This is a genomic window from Salegentibacter sp. (genome assembly GCF_036568425.1).
Classification (GTDB): Bacteria; Bacteroidota; Bacteroidia; order Flavobacteriales; family Flavobacteriaceae; genus Salegentibacter.
Map to the genome: position 1 here is coordinate 1 of NZ_DATCSO010000096.1, position 17,017 is coordinate 17,017.

Annotated in this window: 13 protein-coding genes; 4 read left to right on the forward strand and 9 right to left on the reverse strand. The window is 39.3% G+C overall.

Features of this window, described 5'->3' with window-relative positions; translation table 11 throughout:
• Positions 1-206 precede the first annotated feature (206 nt).
• Positions 207-2,393: a glutamine synthetase III gene (locus tag VIM94_RS09040; RefSeq protein ID WP_332038971.1), complete on the reverse strand. Its 2,187-nt coding sequence runs from the start codon at positions 2,391-2,393 to the stop codon at positions 207-209.
• Between the two features lie 117 nt (positions 2,394-2,510).
• Positions 2,511-3,458, reverse strand: a complete 948-nt coding sequence (locus tag VIM94_RS09045) for a calcium/sodium antiporter (protein WP_332038972.1) — start codon at positions 3,456-3,458, stop codon at positions 2,511-2,513.
• A 156-nt stretch (positions 3,459-3,614) separates the two neighbouring features.
• Here VIM94_RS09045 and VIM94_RS09050 point away from each other — a divergent pair, with 156 nt between their 5' ends.
• Entirely contained in the window at positions 3,615-3,767 is a 153-nt protein-coding gene (locus VIM94_RS09050; RefSeq protein ID WP_332038973.1) for an SsrA-binding protein, read from the forward strand.
• On the opposite strand, the gene VIM94_RS09055 is transcribed toward VIM94_RS09050, so the two are convergent.
• Positions 3,764-4,279, reverse strand: a complete 516-nt coding sequence (locus tag VIM94_RS09055; RefSeq protein ID WP_332038974.1) for an adenine phosphoribosyltransferase — start codon at positions 4,277-4,279, stop codon at positions 3,764-3,766. The genes VIM94_RS09050 and VIM94_RS09055 overlap by 4 nt on opposite strands.
• 38 nt (positions 4,280-4,317) lie before the next feature.
• A complete protein-coding gene (locus VIM94_RS09060; protein WP_332038975.1) occupies positions 4,318-4,968 on the reverse strand; it encodes a flavodoxin family protein in 651 nt (216 codons plus the stop codon).
• A gap of 194 nt (positions 4,969-5,162) precedes the next feature.
• Between VIM94_RS09060 and VIM94_RS09065 the strand changes: the two genes are divergently transcribed.
• Positions 5,163-5,894 carry an SDR family oxidoreductase gene (locus VIM94_RS09065; RefSeq protein ID WP_332038976.1) on the forward strand — a complete coding sequence of 244 codons (732 nt, stop codon included), beginning with the start codon at positions 5,163-5,165 and terminating at the stop codon, positions 5,892-5,894.
• A gap of 88 nt (positions 5,895-5,982) precedes the next feature.
• Positions 5,983-7,158 carry an MFS transporter gene (locus VIM94_RS09070; protein ID WP_332038977.1) on the forward strand — a complete coding sequence of 392 codons (1,176 nt, stop codon included), beginning with the start codon at positions 5,983-5,985 and terminating at the stop codon, positions 7,156-7,158.
• A 6-nt stretch (positions 7,159-7,164) separates the two neighbouring features.
• Here the strand turns inward: VIM94_RS09070 and VIM94_RS09075 are convergent, their stop codons facing one another.
• The gene (locus VIM94_RS09075; protein ID WP_332038978.1) at positions 7,165-8,949 is read right to left on the reverse strand and encodes a mechanosensitive ion channel family protein; all 1,785 of its coding nucleotides are present in this window, start codon (positions 8,947-8,949) and stop codon (positions 7,165-7,167) included.
• Between the two features lie 271 nt (positions 8,950-9,220).
• Between VIM94_RS09075 and VIM94_RS09080 the strand changes: the two genes are divergently transcribed.
• Complete coding sequence (locus VIM94_RS09080; RefSeq protein ID WP_332038979.1) at positions 9,221-9,598, forward strand: putative quinol monooxygenase; 378 nt, start codon at positions 9,221-9,223, stop codon at positions 9,596-9,598.
• Between the two features lie 106 nt (positions 9,599-9,704).
• Here VIM94_RS09080 and VIM94_RS09085 read toward each other — a convergent pair whose 3' ends face one another.
• The 4 genes from VIM94_RS09085 to VIM94_RS09100 form a co-directional block, all read right to left on the reverse strand.
• Positions 9,705-11,039, reverse strand: a complete 1,335-nt coding sequence (locus tag VIM94_RS09085) for a sugar MFS transporter (RefSeq protein WP_332038980.1) — start codon at positions 11,037-11,039, stop codon at positions 9,705-9,707.
• Between the two features lie 37 nt (positions 11,040-11,076).
• Positions 11,077-12,054 carry a N(4)-(beta-N-acetylglucosaminyl)-L-asparaginase gene (locus VIM94_RS09090; RefSeq protein ID WP_332038981.1) on the reverse strand — a complete coding sequence of 326 codons (978 nt, stop codon included), beginning with the start codon at positions 12,052-12,054 and terminating at the stop codon, positions 11,077-11,079.
• Positions 12,055-12,148: 94 nt separating this feature from the next.
• On the reverse strand, positions 12,149-13,849 hold the full coding sequence (locus VIM94_RS09095) for a SusD/RagB family nutrient-binding outer membrane lipoprotein (protein WP_332038982.1): 1,701 nt from the start codon (positions 13,847-13,849) through the stop codon (positions 12,149-12,151).
• Between the two features lie 11 nt (positions 13,850-13,860).
• Positions 13,861-16,950, reverse strand: coding sequence for a SusC/RagA family TonB-linked outer membrane protein (locus tag VIM94_RS09100; RefSeq protein WP_332038983.1), 3,090 nt, complete (start codon positions 16,948-16,950; stop codon positions 13,861-13,863).
• Positions 16,951-17,017: the final 67 nt, after the last annotated feature.

Genomic DNA, 17,017 nt, shown 5'->3' on the forward strand with positions numbered 1-17,017 from the left:
CGCTCCGGACTCAATTTCCTGGACAACTTGAAGTTTAAAAGAAATAGAATAATCTTTTTGGGTACGCTTTATATACCCAGTCTTTGTTGATCTTTTCATTACACTACTGTTTTAGTGTATCGCTATTTCAGGACGGGACAAAGTGTTAAAATAAAAAACCACGTACTCCTAAAAGCACGTGGTTTGTTAACAGGTTTAATCTAATTCTATCTGGTGAAGAGGAGTTCGCGGTATTTGGTTAATGGCCAAAGCTCATCGTCTACCATTAGTTCCAGCTTATCAGAGTGATAACGTATCTCATCAAAGAAGGGTTTTACGTCGTTACAATACGACAAAGCACGCTTCTCTGGATCTTCGATTTTATTGGCAACTTTTCTGGCTTCAATCATTTCATTGACTTTACTATTGATCTTAGCTATATGTGCCGAGATTTTCTCAATAATATCCAGTTGTTCTCTGGAATGTTCTTTAAAGCCTTCATTGTAAATATGCTTAAGACCTTCCACATTTTCAATAAGCAGGTTCTGATAACGAATTGCAGTCGGGATCACGTGGTTTCTGGCTATATCACCCAGAATCCGGCCTTCAATCTGGATTCTCATGGAATATTCTTCCAGTTCGATATCGTGACGTGCTTCAATCTCTATCTTATTCATCACCCCCATCTCCTTGTAAAGATCTATAGTCTTTTTAGAAACTAAGGCTCTTAGTGCTTCAGGAGTTGATCTATTATTACTCAGGCCACGTTTTTTAGCCTCTTTTTCCCAGGCTTCACCATATCCATCCCCTTCAAAACGAATTTTTTTAGATTTCTTTATGTACTCTCTCAACACATTAAAGATGGCATCATCTTTTTTCATTTTCTTACCTTTTATCAACTCATCAACTTCTTTCTTGAAGTCCTTAAGCTGTTTGGCAACAATAGTGTTTAGAACGGTCATAGGATTCGCACAGTTGGCGGTAGATCCTACTGCCCTAAACTCAAATTTATTGCCTGTAAAGGCAAAAGGTGAGGTACGGTTCCTGTCGGTATTATCCAAAAGGATTTCAGGAATCTTTCCGACAACATTGAGTTTTAGGTCGGTTTTCTCCTGTGGAGAAAGTTTGCCGTCGGTAACTTTTTCAAGTTCATCCAGAACTTTGGTAAGTTGAGACCCGATAAAAGTTGAAATAATTGCAGGTGGAGCCTCGTTGGCTCCAAGTCTGTAATCGTTTGAAGCGCTGGCAATAGCAGCCCTTAACAACTCCTCATTATCGTGTACCGCTTTAATGGTATTGATAAAAAAGGTTAAAAACTGAAGACTTTTCATTGGGGTAGAACCTGGCCCTAACAGGTTTGTTCCCGTATCAGTGCTAAGTGACCAGTTGTTATGTTTTCCACTTCCGTTAATTCCTGCAAATGGCTTTTCATGAAAGAGAACTTTGAAATCGTGTCTTTCGGCAACCTTAGACATCACATCCATAAGCAAGGAATTGTGGTCTACCGCAAGATTGGCTTCCTCAAAAATGGGTGCCAGCTCAAACTGGTTTGGTGCCACCTCATTATGACGAGTCTTCACCGGGATTCCCAGTTTCATACATTCTATCTCCAGATCTTTCATAAAGGAAAGTACCCTTGTAGGAATAGAACCAAAATAATGGTCGTCCAGCTGCTGACCTTTTGCCGGAGAATGTCCTAAAAGAGTTCGTCCTGCCAGTTGCAGGTCTGGTCTTGTATTGGCAAGAGCCGAATCGATAAGAAAATATTCCTGTTCCCAACCAAGGGTAGCATGCACCTTGGTTACATTCTTGTCAAAGTATTTAGCAACTTTCGTCGCTGCATTGTCTACCGCCTGCAAAGCACGTAGCAAGGGCGTTTTATAATCTAAAGCTTCTCCGGTGTAACTCACAAAAACCGTAGGAATACAAAGCGTAGTTCCCCAAATAAAAGCGGGAGAAGTTGGATCCCATGCAGTATATCCACGGGCTTCAAAGGTATTTCTAATTCCACCACTTGGAAAGCTGGAAGCATCAGGTTCCTGTTGAACTAATTGTCCACCTCCAAATTTTTCAATAGCACTGGTTGGTCCAACGGTCTCAAAAAAGGCATCATGCTTTTCGGCTGTGGTACCTGTAAGAGGTTGAAACCAGTGGGTATAATGAGTTACTCCTTTGGAGATAGCCCATTCTTTCATTCCTGTTGAAATATGATCGGAAACACCGCGGCTTATCTTAGCTCCTGTTTCTATAGCGTCTTTTACATTCTGGAAAGCCTCTTTAGTAAGAAACTGACGCATTACATCTTCATTGAAAACATTGGTTGCGAAGATTTCAGATCTTCTTGGAGGTTCATCTACTTTAACCGGTTTTCGGTTAAAAGTTTGTTTAATGGCCTCAAATCGTAAAGTTGACATATTGTGCTGTTTGAATTATAATTTCAGCACCAAATGTAACTAATTTTAATACACCCCCTCCAAAAAATAGGGGGCAAGATATGTTTTTTTAACTTTTATTAATATAACCCCCTAATTTTAACCCAAAAATGCAAGACCGATAAAAATTACATATCCTGTAAATAATATCACACCTTTATAACGGCTCAAAATATATTTTTTGGGAAGAAATGCCAGTGGAACTAATACAAAAGAGATAGTTATCATCCAGAAAATATCGTTGGTCAGGATTTTATCAGACTGTAGATAAATAGGTTGAATTAGTGCTGTAATTCCCAAAACCGAAGCGATATTAAAAATATTAGAACCAATAAGGTTTCCCAGGGAAATTGCTTTTTCTTTCTTTAAGGCAGCAATCACCGAGGCCGCAAGTTCCGGCACGCTGGTTCCAATGGCGATCATGGTAACCGAAATAACACGTTCACTCACTCCTAAGGCCGTGGCAAGATCAACTGCCCCGTTAACCAGTAATTCTGAACCACCCCAAAGGGTACCTCCCCCGATTAAAAGCCAGATAATCATTTTGAAATTTGAGGCTTCCCTGAGCGAATCATCAATCCCTTCCACGGGTAATTCAGCTTTCTTTCTCGAACGATAGATAAGTACAATAAGATAAATCACCAGCCCAAGAAGAAGAGCCAAACCTTCCAGACGGGAAATATTTTCACCGGTTTTCAGAAAATAATAAAGCGCAAAAGAGAAAAGCATCATCACCGGCCAGTTGAAACGATAGAACTCACGGTCTACAGCAAGGGATGAAATAATAGCTGTGATTCCCAAAACGAGCCCGATATTAGCAACATTGGACCCAATTACATTCCCCAGGGAAATATCTGAAAACCCATCTAGAGCGGCCTGCAGACTCACAATTAGCTCGGGTGCAGACGTGGCGAAAGAAACTACTGTAAGTCCGATCACCATACGGGAGACATTTAATTTAAATGATAAAGCCACTGCCGCCCTAACCAAAAATTCACCTCCAACTACTAAAAGCGCCAGCCCTATTAAAATAAAAAGTATGCTCATCAATATTTTTTTTGCGAAGATAAAAGAAACTGTGGCCTGGGATTAAATCAAAATTTTAAAATTTTTTAAAAAGGAAAATCCATTTTGCGACTTATTGCTTTTATCTTATCACTATTCTTTGATTTTCAATACCTTTGAGTGAAATTAAGCCTTCTCATGAAAAAGAAAATCTTTAAAATACTCTCTCGTTTCAACAAAAAGGTTTTACCGAGTTATTCCAAAAAACGTCTCGATCTTCAAAAAGCCAGTAAGCTGCAAATGGCAATTATAGGCTGGAAATTCTGGGTCACCAAGCATGCCCTAGATTAATACTTCAATAAAGATTCAATAGGGTAATTCTTTAGTTTCTCCCGGCCTTTCAGAAAACTGATTTCCACCAGAAAATTACATTGCACGATCTCTCCACCTAATTTTTCAACCAAATTACAGGCTGCCAGCGCCGTTCCGCCTGTGGCCAGTACATCGTCATGCACCAATACTTTCTCCCCTTTTTTAATTGCATCCTGATGGATCTCCAGGGAATCGGTACCATATTCCAGCTCGTAAGCTTCGGTATGGGTTTTATAGGGAAGTTTTCCCGGTTTCCTTATCGGAATAAACCCGGCATCGAGTTTTTCGGCTAAAAGCGTGGCGAAAAAAAATCCGCGGGATTCTACTCCAATCACTTTATCGATCTTTTCCCCTTTTAACTTTTCAATAAAAGTTTTAACTGCAAAACGCATTGCCTCCGGGCTTTGAAGCATTGGGGAAATATCTTTATAAACAACCCCTTTTTTAGGAAAATCGGGGATATCTCTTATGTACTGATCAAGATTTATCATAGGCGCAAGATAAGAAACCTCCCTAATTAGAGGAAAACCTATTTGCTCATTTTTTCAGCTACTTTCTCCAGCTTTTTTACATCAGTAGAATATGGATTCTCCTTCAGGGTTTTAGCAAGATGTACGAGATTATGAGCCATTAGCAGCATCATATTATTCGTGAATTCGTGTTTATCGCCTTCAGCTTCAATATAGCTTGGGCCGGGACCGGCTTCCCCAACATAATAGCAGAATCCGTTAACCGGAATACTGAAGCCCTGTTCAGAAAGATCAAATATCATACTGGAAATTGCCTTTTTAGCACCGTCTTCATTACCATCTACCATGACTCCGGCAACTTTATTATAAGTGGGGTATTGCCCGTTCTTATCGTTTCCTTCTTCCATGATTCCATCAAAGCGTTCTCCTACAAGCTTTGCCACGGCGCTGCGGTCTCCGCGCCAAATAGGGGTTGCGAGGATAAGAATATCGGCCTGCTTTACCTTTTTAAGAATATCGGGCCAATCATCATCTTTTCCTTCATCAGAGGTATTTCCAAAGGCAACATCATGATCTACCACCCGAACAATCTCGGTAGAGACATTAAGGTCTTGAAAGACCTTTTCGGCATGTTCGATAAAGGCTTCGGTATTAGAGGTTTTGGGAGATTTTTTTAGGGTACAATTCAAAAATAAAGCTTTCAGTTTCATAATTTCATTTTTTTGATTCCCCTGCAACTTATTAAAAATGAAACTACAAGCCAGTTAACGCAGGGTTAAAGAAGGCTTAGCAGAATTATAAAAAACCGGAAGAATTTTCCGCAGAAACATAAATCTCTGTTATTTAAATTCTTTTTAACGTCGTCATTGAGGAATTGCCACGATATTTAATAAAAAGAAATATTATGAGTTTAAAAGGAAAAGTAGCAATAGTTACGGGAGCCAGTAGCGGAATTGGTAAAGCAATAGCAGAGAAACTATCGGCCGAAGGATGTAAAGTTGCCCTGGCCAGCAGAAGCCTGGAAAAATTGGCCGAGATCAAAAAGAAACTGCCTACTGAAAGCTTTATCGCGGGAATGGACGTAAGTAGCACCGCCAGTGTAAATGGCGCTTTTGAAAAAATCAGAAAGGAATACAACAAGATTGACATACTGATTAATTGTGCAGGAGTGATGCCTCTCACCTATTTAAAAAACCGTCATCTGGAGGAATGGCTGCAAACCATTGAAGTAAATGTAAAAGGTACTCTGCGTTGCATCCACGAGGTACTTCCTTCTATGAAAGCGCAAAAAGGCGGACATATTATCAATATTGCTTCAGTGGACGGAAAGGAAATATTTGAAGGCGGAGCGGTTTACGGTGCTTCAAAAGCAGCGGTGATCGAACTTTCCAGGGCAATGCGCATGGAGCTTTCTCCTGAGTTTAATATCAGGATCACTTCCATCGAACCGGGAACCGTAGAAACCGATCTACGGGAAGACATTAATGATGAAGAGCTTTTAGAGGAAAAAGACTATGGCGGAGACGAATCTAAACTAAAACCCGAGAATATCGCCGATGCCGTTTTTTATGCCCTTACCCAGCCAGCTTCAGTAAACGTGAACGAATTATTAATTAAACCTACAGGAAAAAGTTAGTCATAACCTCTTAAAACAGTTAGGTAAAAGCTTCAAGTATAAAACATCTATTTATTAAATTTAATACTTCGGTAAATAGCTAAGATATTTGCAGTTTGCACTACTTATGGAAAACAGGAAAAAGCAACGTTTAGCTCTAAGCACATACTTTTTTATCTCAGGTTTTTTCTTTGCGACCTGGGCTTCCAGAATTCCCAGTCTGAAAACTTTTTTTGATCTGAATGAGGCAGAATTAGGTAATTTACTAATTACTATGCCTGTAAGCTCGATGATAGGGCTGCCTATTTCAGGTTGGTTGGTCTCCAGGTTTGAGAGCAGATTACCACTTTTAGCATCTTTTGTTTTGCTGGCGCTAGGGCTTCTGGGGATCGGGTTTACCGAGAATATGCTAAGCCTGGTAATATCTATCTCCGTATTCGCTTTTGCCATGCGTATTTTTAATATTTCTATAAACACGCAATCTCTAAGTCTTCAAAAAAAGTTTAAGAGAAAGATTATAGGATCTTTCCATGGTTTATGGAGCACTGGTGGGGTTGCTGGGGTTGCTGTTTCCACTTTAATGATAAAACTGGAAATACCTATGTTTTATCATATACTAATAATTGTTATTGCAGGTGTCATTGCTGCCACAGCAAGTTTCGCCTTTCTTCTAAAAAAAGACAGGTCTTCAGCGGGGAATAAATTAAGGTTGGGAAAACCGGATAAATTTATCCTTTATTTAGGTCTGCTGGTATTTTTCGCTGCATTATGTGAAGGTGGTATGTTTGACTGGAGCGGCGTTTACTTCAGGGAAGTAGTGAATGAGGATATCTTCACATTAGGTTACCTGATTTTTATGATCTTTATGGCACTTTCCAGGTTTTATTCAGATAAAATTATGGAACGGCTGGGGATGCAAAAAACTTATATGTACAGTTCGTTTTTTATTATTTCAGGAATTCTGCTGATGACCATTCTCCCAAATTTCTGGGCTGCTCTGGTGGGGTTCTGCCTGGTAGGCCTCGGCGTGGCTGCCGTAGTGCCTATGACTTTTTTACTTGCTGGATCCTCAGAGAAATATTCCCCAGGCATGGCTATTTCTATTGTGACTACCTATGCCATTGCCGGTATGCTACTAGGTCCACCCCTTGTTGGTTATATCGCTCATCTTTTCAACCTGAGGATTTCTTTTGGGCTTTTCCTGGTCGCCGGTTTAATGTTAATCCCCGTCTCGAGACGAGTTTTTAGATTCAGGGAGTCTCAGCTAGCTTCCGAGGAAACTTAATAGATTTTATTCATTTCCAGGTGTTCTTTTACTGGTCACAGATCCATCGGGCGGGTAATTGAGAGAAGATCTTAGGGCTTGGATCTGCTCTTCACTGTATTTTGGAATGGGCATTTCTCCATTTTCACGCCATTTTTTGACCTTGTCTTCTGCAGTTTCAACTTTCTCCTTTGAGAGTCCACCATCTTTAGCAAAATAGAGCGTTTGAGAAGGAAATGCGAACTCGGTGCCACTGCGGTCTACAACGTCCATCATCAATAGCATCAGGTCTTCTTTTATTTCAAGGTAGTCGTCATAATTTATGGCATTTAGATAAGCAAAGATCTCTATATCCAGGGAGCTGGCCCCAAAACCAATAAATCTAACCCTTGCAGGGTCTTCAAAAACTTTAGGGTGCGCATACAGAACTTTTCGTAATTCGGCCAAGAGAAACCTCAACTGGTCGGGACTGGTTTCATACCGGAAATTAATCACACTATGAAACCTGAATTTGTCACGGTGTGCATAGTTCTCAATAGTATCTGAAGAAAAGGCGCCATTGGGAATAGTCACCAGGGTACGATCCAAGGTACGGATCCGGGTAGATCTCACCCCTATTTTTTCTACTGTTCCTAAGATTTCACCAACACGGCAAAAATCTCCTACGCGAACTGGCCTGTCGGCGATAAGAGTTACACTACCTACGAAGTTCTCAATTGTTTTTTGCGCACCAAGGGCAAGAGCAATACCACCAATCCCCAGGGCGGCAAGACCGGTAGTAACATCAATTCCAAGTATCCCTAAAATTGCAATAACTCCAAAGATTACTATAGCTATTTTTGCCGCTCTCTGCAGAAAAAGGACAATAGAAACCCCCGCAGGATTTCCTCTTAAAATCATCTTTTGTTGAGAATATTTTCCCAGGAAATCTGACAATCGCCACAATAGAATAAGCAAAGCAGCAATGCCAATAATTATGATGAGCACACTGAATTTCTGTCTTATTATAATAGATAATCCCAGGTTTCGGGAGAAAATAACGAAGACCCAAACTGCAGCATAAAGCATTAAGGGTAGTTTAAGGGCTTCTATAATCCCTGAAACCGGATCTTTTTTCGTTCCCTTCAATATCCTGGGAAGCAAAAAAGTAACAAAACTTATAATGCTCCATGCCAGACCATAGCTTATAAAGATAAGCAGAATGGCTACTATCCATTGGCCGGCTGGCACACCTCCCCAAATTCGATTCTCTAAAAACTGAGGCATTATACGGTAGATAAGGGCTCTTCGATCCAGAGTCAACGAAGCGATCTGCCTTACACTTTCATTTGAAAACAACCACACAGGATAAGCATTTTCATCTTTGGTTTGTACCAGAAAAATATCTATAACCTCTTCATCGGCAGAAACGCTCCCAATTCTGTCTGTATCCTGGTCCAGGTTATCATCAGTGCGTCCCTCCGGGTTTTTACTAAGGAGGGAATAAGGCAGGATATTACCTCCCTGGTCGAGCAGTCTAAGTAACACCTGCACAATTTCTTCTTGTTCCTCCTGATCTGAAATACTGGAAAACTCCAGATACCTGGCAGCGCGGGAATAATTTTGAGCAGACATGGCATCTATAAAGCCCGTTACGGTGCCCCGAGGGCTCCTGCGACCCAGCGGATCCTCAGGAATCTCTTCTTTTTGATCTTCTTTTTCAGCCGGCGCACCCAGGATTTGAGCCTGAGCATTAAAAGACAGAAAAAGAATTCCCAGCAATAAAAGAGGTAAAGAACTAAGGTGTAAAGTTCTGAAATTGAATTTATGCATGGTACATCTGAATTGGGTGTACTAAATCTTTTCCGAAGATAAGAATTTAGAGAGTAATAAATGCAAAAGTGTCAAAATGAGAAAACAGCAATATCATGAATTGATTTCCAATTTGCGGGAAGATGGGATTTGAGTTATAAGTAAATAATGAAATTCTGACCTTAGATTCTTTTAGAGTAAATTGTGTTTTTATCCTGAAAAATTGAAAGGGCTTTATTTCAGTAGAAAGCTGTATTTTTGATAGAGAAATTCGAATTTAAATATCATAGATATGAAAAAATATATCCTCTTATTATTTGTAAGTCTGTTTGCACTGGGTTTTAATTCCTGTAACAAAGAAGAGGGCGAAGAAATTATCGTCCTGGTTAAATACAAAACTCTTCCCAATAAGAATATAGACGCCCTGGCAAGTATGGAACGCCTCATAGAAAGTGTGGAGAAGGAAGACCATTTCGTTAAGATCAAACTGCATGTAGACAAAAACGATAATTCCAATATTATGCTCTACGAGGTATGGAACGACGAAAATTATTATAAGAACCAGCACATGGAAACAGAACACCTGCAGAAGTTCAAGGCCGAGTCCAAGGAATTTTTAGCCGGCCCACCAGAAATATCTTACTGGAAAGAGCATTCGGTATATGAATAAAGAAAATACCTATAGTGGAATCTCTTTACCATACTTTATAAGATCTTTTTCCCAAAGAAAATCTTTGAAAAACTTATCTAATTTTCATAAAAGGAAATAATCAACTTCATAAACCAGGCTCAACCTTAAGACTTTGATTAATCATCATTTTTCTTTTATTGTTGTAGGCATAGAATAATATGTAGCCATAGCAGCACATTATTAAAATAAAAGCAATATTAAAATTAAAAGAATCGATTAAAAACCCATAGGCCGGGGGGATAATGGCCCCACCTACAATCATTGTACATAGAATTCCGGACCCCTGTGGCTTATCGCTCCCCAGGCCTTTCAGAGCTAAACTGAAAATAGTTGGAAACATAATTGAGTTGAAAAGGCCAACAGCGATAATAGCCCACATAGCCGGAAGCCCAACAAGGCTTATAGACACCAGAATCATTGTAATCGCCCCTAAAGCGAAAAAGCTTAATACCTTGGCAGGGTTAAAGATTGAGGTTAGATAAGAACCGATAAAGCGACCTATCATAGCTCCTGTCCAGTAAAATGTAACAAACACACCTACAACTGCCATATCACTTGAAGTTGTCACGCCGCTAGTGAGAATCCAGCCTGCCATTGTTCGCATAAAGGAAGTCGATCTAACTGTTTCAGCCAGTTCGAGGTTTAAGAAGTAATTTACCATATAACTTCCTAAAGACACTTCGGCACCAACATAACAAAAAATACCAATTGCTCCCAGAATAAGATTTTGATTCTTCAGTACTTTTGTATAGTCATTGGAAGCTTTGCTATCATTAACTTTTGGGAGCTTAACAAAAAAGAAAAACAGGGCAATTATGGTTATAAAAGCTGCAATTCCAAGAAAAGGCACCTGTACGGCTGATGCCTCTGCAATATAATAGGATTGTTGTGCTGCTGAATCCAAACCTTCGATTTCAGCAGTTGTTTTCACTCTATCCTGTAAAATAAACAAGGCCCCTAAAGCAGGAGCAATTGCAGTTCCAAGCGAATTAAAGGCTTGTGAAAGATTCAAACGGCTAGAAGCTGTTTCTTCCGGCCCTAAAATAGTAACATAAGGATTAGCGGCAACCTGCAGGATGGTGATTCCGGCCGCAAGAGTAAAATAGCCTAACATAAATATTCCAAAAATACGATAGGAAGCAGCAGGATAAAAAAGGAGGCAGCCTAAGGCCATAGTACTCAAACCAAGTATGATGCCCTTTTTGTACCCAATTCTTGAAAGAATATAACCCGATGGAATAGAAAGTAGAAAATAAGCACCAAAAAATGCAAATTGGACCATTCCAGATTGGAAATAGCTTAACTCAAAAATCTCTCTTAATCGTGGAATTAAAGAGTCCACTAATACTGTTATAAAACCCCAAAGGAAAAATAAGGCTGTTAGAAAGATAAAGGCAGTTCTGTAATTTTTTGATTTCATATAACAGATTTGAACTTTTACATTTAGATTTTATACACTAATTTTTTAATAGTGATTTACTGGTGAAATTCTCATTGACTGAATTACCATACTTCATGTAGGTAAAACCTTGATGAATACAGAAACTCCCCACTTCCCCCTTTTTGTTTAAAGCGAGAAAAGCCACCTGAAAATCTTTATAATTTGGATTTTTAGAAATTAAGCGGTTCATGGCAATTTCACAAGATTCCTGAGGTGATTTGCCCTGTCTCATCAACTCGACAATTAGGAAGCTACTTACATTTTTCATAATTTCCTCCCCTAAACCAGTAGCCACTGCACCCCCAACTTCATTATCTACAAACAAGCCGGAACCGATAATGGGAGAATCCCCAACTCTACCATGCATTTTATAAGCCAGACCGGAAGTGGTACAGGCTCCTGCCAAGTCACCCTTTTGGTCCAAACATAACATTCCTATAGTATCATGGTTTTCTATATTAATTATGGGTTTATAATTTTTATGCGCTAACCAATTCTTCCATTTTTTCTTTGATTCTGCACTAAGAAGATCTTTAGGCTTAAAACCGTTATTAACAGCAAAGTTGTAAGCTCCTTTTCCTACAAGCATTTTATGGGGAGTACTTTCCATAACTTTCCTTGCCACAGAAACCGGATGCTCTATATCTTGTAGAAAAGCTACACTGCCACAATCCCCATCGGGCCCCATTATACTGGCATCAAGAGTAACAAAGCCATCTCTATCGGGTGCGCCTCCATTTCCCACAGTGTGGTTTTGTATATTTTTTTCTTCCACTCGAACACCTTGCTCCACTGCGTCTAAGGCAGAAATTTTATTATCCAGTAATTCTCCAGCTTTTTTGCTGGCCTGGTGAAAGTTCCAGGTGGTTAGACAAACAGGCTTCATTTCAGTACCAATAAATTCTTCTATGGAACTCCTGGAATATGATGCAGGAATCATGGAAAGACCTAAACCGGTTAAGCCTGTCTTTCTTATGAAATTTCTTCTTTTCATAATAGCTTAAAATTTTAGTATTGGAAAATATAAGGGGCCATCTTCTATTAACAAAGATGACCCCTATGATATTCAGTCAAAGTTGAAGAATTGACTAATTCTTTGCCCACCATAACTCGGTTCCCTGTTCATCGGGACCTTGTACTTGAAGGGCTGCTTCAACATTTGCACCGTTAGTATTATACTCCTGGTTTCCATATCTCATACGCTGAGGATATTTACCATTAAGAGTTCCTGCAGAATAAATATCGTAATCTGAAACTCCGTTCGCCAGTTCAACCGGGTATCCAGTATCTCTAACTATGGCCCATGCCTCAAACCCATCAGTATATGCAGCAATCCATCTCTGAACGGCTATTTTTTCAAGGTTTTCCTCCTCTGTTCCATTTAACAGAGCCATTTCTTCATTAGCAAGGAATTCGTCTATTTCACTGTCCTCCACTCTCCATATTTTCATCGCCTGTCTTATACCTTCCTGGTAAAGAGCCTGGGCATCCCCAGAACTTAATCCTTTTACAATGGCTTCAGCTTGTAAGAAATTTCCTTCTGCCGCTGTAAATACTACTTCTGGGAATATTTCTTCTCCCTGGTTCTTTGGATTGATTATCCAGTCTGCAGGTTCAGAAAACAAATCGTTCTTGATGTGTGGATAAATTTCAGAATTCAGACGTGAGGGCTGTCCCACGTAATATTCTTCATCCTGGGGCACACTAATAGAAACTTCATCCCCAGAATCTTCTCTGGTATATGGTACCCCCGCATTATCCAGCTCTCCCAAAACAAAGTCCAGATGTTTGTCAAATAATGAAGCTGCTGATCCTTCTGCTGGTTTTGTGAATGTAAAATCACCTCCAAAAATAGGTTTAGCATATTTGGATAACCTTGGGTCGTTATTATCCCTTAGGTAATCCACCAGGGTTTTTCCAACATTCCAGTGAGAACCAATCCCACCGAAATTATGCCATATGTCTCCATAGGCTGCATTTCCATACTGATCGATTTCAGTATCCTTTTCCATTAAGGCATTGTCCATCTCTGTATTTAAGAGCGGGGCCTGGAGGGCTTCAGTTATTGCTGTTTCAGCAAAAGAAGCTCCAGAAGCTCCCTGGGCTCTCAGTGCCATCCTTAACTTCAAGGTGTTAGCCAGTTTTTTCCATTGCTGAAGATCACCATGGAAGAAAAGATCATTTTCCTCTAAATACTCAATTCCTTCTCCAGTCACAGATTGATTTCCAATGAGGGCCATAGCCTGATCCAACTCTTCAATTACACCTTGGTAAATCTGGGCTTGTTCATCCAGTTTTGGTGTGATAATATCTGGATCTAAAGCCTCCGAATAGGGAACCATACCAAAAGTATCTGTATACATCTGGTAATAAAGTCCTTTCATAATGAGCCCTATGGCATAATAGTTTTCATTTTCCAGATCCCCTCCTTCTTTCACGAAGTTCTGATAGACACTTAAATTACTTACATAGCCAGCCATCCAATTATATGCAGCATCAGTATAACCAGCACTATAATTATAGGCTAGAGAACCAGACCACCAGCACCCATTATAACCAAAAGTGAATTGGCCTGCAAACCTATCGGCATGTATAAGTTGTGCCCGCCAATAGGGATAGCGATTAGGAGCATATAGTTCAATCTGGATTCCAGTTAGAAAGTATTTCGCACTAACTTCATCAGATCCAAAGGCGTCTGGTCTTGTGTTGATCTCTTCAAAATCGGAACAACCTGTAAGTGAAAAGACTAACAACAATGTTGCGCCGATTGTCTTTAAAATTCCTTTCATAATTATTTATATTAAAATTTGATATTTATGTTTAGACCAAGGCTACGAATAGTTGGTGCATTGTTCAATGAAATACCCTGTCCTGAAAGACCGGTTCCAATCGAAGCATCAGGATCTATGTCTTCAGCATCTTTATAAAGGAAGAAAAGGTTTCTACCTATAAGACCTATTGAAGCAGAATTTAACCCAGTATTTTCAATCATCTCATTGGGTAATCTGTAAGTAAGTGCAAACTCTCTTAATCGCACATTTGTTTGGTCATAAACATAGTTTGAAGTAATACCTGCATAACTACTCCAGTATTGCTGGGCGCTAATTTGGGTTTCATTTTGCACTCCGGTTTCTTCATTAATGGCATCTACGGTAATTCCTTCCTCACGATATTGAAGGCTTCTTTCTGATACCCCGGATGCATCCAGATAGGATGAGGTTGCAGAGTAAATCTCCCCTCCAAATCGTCCATCAATCAGGAAGCGTAAATTCCAGTTTTTGTACCGGAAGTTATTAGTAAGACCTCCAAGGAAATCTGGTTGGGCATTCCCTAATAATTCTCTGTCATTAGACGCTACAGGGAAACCTTCGGCATTAACTACTCTTTCCCCATTCTCATTGGTCTTCCAGGTAGTACCATAAATATCACCAATTCCACCTCCTACTTCAGCTCTAACTGAAAGGCCTCCAAGAGTATTTAAAACAGTATAATCCAACCCATCTATCAATTCTACTAATTCATTTTCATTCTTGGAGAAGTTAACAGAAACATCCCATCTAAAATCATCAGTTTTAATTGGGATACCTCCCATCATAAACTCTATACCATTGTTTTTAACCTCACCTACATTTTCTTTGTAGTAACTATAACCGGTAGAAAAAGGTACTGGAACATTAAAAATCATATCGGTGGTGACAATTTGATAAACTGAGAAATCACCGTATAACCTATTCTGAAACATATTGAATTCGACTCCAAATTCAGTCGATTTAACACTTTCAGGCTTAAGGTCTGGATTCAATTTTACGCTAGGTCCTTCCAAAACTGTAAGTCCAAGATACCCTTGAGTAGGCACACTAAATGTCTGGTAAAGCTGATAAACACCCGTATCGTTACCCACTTCTGCCCAACTTGCTCTTAACTTCAGCATATCAAAGACATCATTATTAGGGTCTAAAAAGCGATCAACTAATAGGGAATAACTCACAGAAGGATAGAAAAATGATCTATTATCTTCGCTTAAGGTAGATGACCAATCATTTCTAGCTGTTAGATCCAGGTACATGAAATTGTCATACGAAAAGCTAAAAGATCCGTAAAGAGAATTTATTTTTTTAGTTCCAAGTGGTGTATGCGTACTGGTTTGAACGTTGGTGTTATTTAGAAAGGTACGTGTTGGCAATCTAAATTGAGACCCCCGTACACTCATCCCTTCAAAAGTTCGTTTTGACAAACTACCTCCCACATTGGCTACCAGATTTAATTTTTCAGTGAGGTCTTTATTTGCTGTAAATAAAAAGTCACTGTTAATCTCTACATTTTTACGATTGGAAAAATTAAGTCTTCCATCATAGAAGAAGTGGTGCCCGTAGTCCTGTATATATTCACTTCTAACATTGGTGACATCCCCTCCAATACGAATAAATGCTGAAAGCCAGTCATTAAATTCATAGTTTAATTTTGAGAATCCAAGAAAACGGTCTCTACGTTCATCGTTGGTATCCTGGTTTAACATCCAATATGGATTACCCAAACTTTTATTTTGTCCAGCATAACTTATGGCTCCGTATTCATCAGGAAACATTTCTGGATTACTCCATAAAGATGGTTTATATTTTTTCAGATCATCTATAGCAACGTTTCTTGGCATTCTATATACATAAGCCAAAACTCCTTCTGTACCAACATTTACCCTGTTCTCTAATTCCTGGGTAAAATAGGTAGCTTTAGAATCCAGAGTTAATTTATCTGATAAATCAATTACTCCTCTTAGGTTAAAATTATGACTGTGAAGTTCTGAATTCGGAATTACAGAAGTTGTCTGGTTATTCGTATATGAAAATCTTACACTATGGTTCTCACCACCCTGATCCATGGAAATTGTATTGATACTTTTAATTCCATTTTCAAAAAAGTCTTCTACATTATCTGGTTGTGCAGTATAGGCCCTTTCCTCCCCAGTATAATATAATTGTTGCGAACCATCTAAGCGAGGCCCCCAGGAACTGGATCCAAAATTTTCCAAATCTGAGTAGACGGCACCATTGGTTCCCTGACCATATTGATTTTGAAATTCAGGCAAGAACATAGTCTCTTCTATTGAAATATTGGAGTTTACTGAAATTCCTAATCCAGCTCCTCTTGTTCCTTTTTTTGTAGTGATTAAAATAACCCCACTGGCCGCTCGTGACCCATAAAGTGCTGCGGCATTAGGTCCTTTAAGAACAGAAATAGACTCGATATCTGCTGGATTTATATCTGTTACACCTCCACCTGTTACCGTACTGTTATAGATACTTCCTCCCGATTCAGTTCCGGAAGCATCGATAGGAATACCATCTACTACTATAAGCGCCTGGTTATTTCCGGTTAGCGTATTATTCCCACGAATAGTAATCCGGGATCCAGATCCTACTCCACTGGCTTGATTTACAACCAAGCCGGCTACCTTACCAACAAGGGAACTCGCCACGTTATAATCCTTAACAGTATTGATCTCGTCTGAATCCAATTCGGTTACAGCATAACCTAATGATTTTTTCTCCCTTGTTAATCCTAAAGAGGTCACTACTACCTCATCCAGCGCCTCAGTATCCGGAGAAAGTAATAAGTTCACTGTATTTTGTCCACTTACCGGGATTTCCTGTTTTTCATATCCAATCATAGAAAATACCAGAATTGCATCCTCTGGAACATTAATAGTGTAATTTCCGTCAAAATCTGTAGATGTACCGTTATTGGTTCCTTTTTCCAAAACAGTTACTCCCGGCAAGGGAATTCCGTTCTCAGAATCAGTTACTGTACCTGTTACTGTCTGCTCCTGTGCAATTAGGTTTTGATTAAATGAAAAAAACATTAATCCCAACAGGAATAATAATTTTTTAACCATGTGTAATTGAATTTTGATTAGTTGTTTCACGCATTTCAGCATGTTTTTGATTATAAAATTAGTTAAA

What these genes read in the sequence shown, in the direction of transcription:
- VIM94_RS09060 (WP_332038975.1), bottom strand. Translation starts at nt 4,968, where the DNA reads ATGAAACTGAAAGCTTTATTTTTGAATTGTACCCTAAAAAAATCTCCC.
- VIM94_RS09080 (WP_332038979.1), top strand. Translation starts at nt 9,221, where the DNA reads ATGAAAAAATATATCCTCTTATTATTTGTAAGTCTGTTTGCACTGGGT.
- VIM94_RS09050 (WP_332038973.1), top strand. Translation starts at nt 3,615, where the DNA reads ATGAAAAAGAAAATCTTTAAAATACTCTCTCGTTTCAACAAAAAGGTT.
- VIM94_RS09055 (WP_332038974.1), bottom strand. Translation starts at nt 4,279, where the DNA reads ATGATAAATCTTGATCAGTACATAAGAGATATCCCCGATTTTCCTAAA.
- VIM94_RS09090 (WP_332038981.1), bottom strand. Translation starts at nt 12,054, where the DNA reads ATGAAAAGAAGAAATTTCATAAGAAAGACAGGCTTAACCGGTTTAGGT.
- VIM94_RS09085 (WP_332038980.1), bottom strand. Translation starts at nt 11,039, where the DNA reads ATGAAATCAAAAAATTACAGAACTGCCTTTATCTTTCTAACAGCCTTA.
- VIM94_RS09100 (WP_332038983.1), bottom strand. Translation starts at nt 16,950, where the DNA reads ATGGTTAAAAAATTATTATTCCTGTTGGGATTAATGTTTTTTTCATTT.
- VIM94_RS09040 (WP_332038971.1), bottom strand. Translation starts at nt 2,393, where the DNA reads ATGTCAACTTTACGATTTGAGGCCATTAAACAAACTTTTAACCGAAAA.
- VIM94_RS09045 (WP_332038972.1), bottom strand. Translation starts at nt 3,458, where the DNA reads ATGAGCATACTTTTTATTTTAATAGGGCTGGCGCTTTTAGTAGTTGGA.
- VIM94_RS09095 (WP_332038982.1), bottom strand. Translation starts at nt 13,849, where the DNA reads ATGAAAGGAATTTTAAAGACAATCGGCGCAACATTGTTGTTAGTCTTT.
- VIM94_RS09075 (WP_332038978.1), bottom strand. Translation starts at nt 8,949, where the DNA reads ATGCATAAATTCAATTTCAGAACTTTACACCTTAGTTCTTTACCTCTT.
- VIM94_RS09065 (WP_332038976.1), top strand. Translation starts at nt 5,163, where the DNA reads ATGAGTTTAAAAGGAAAAGTAGCAATAGTTACGGGAGCCAGTAGCGGA.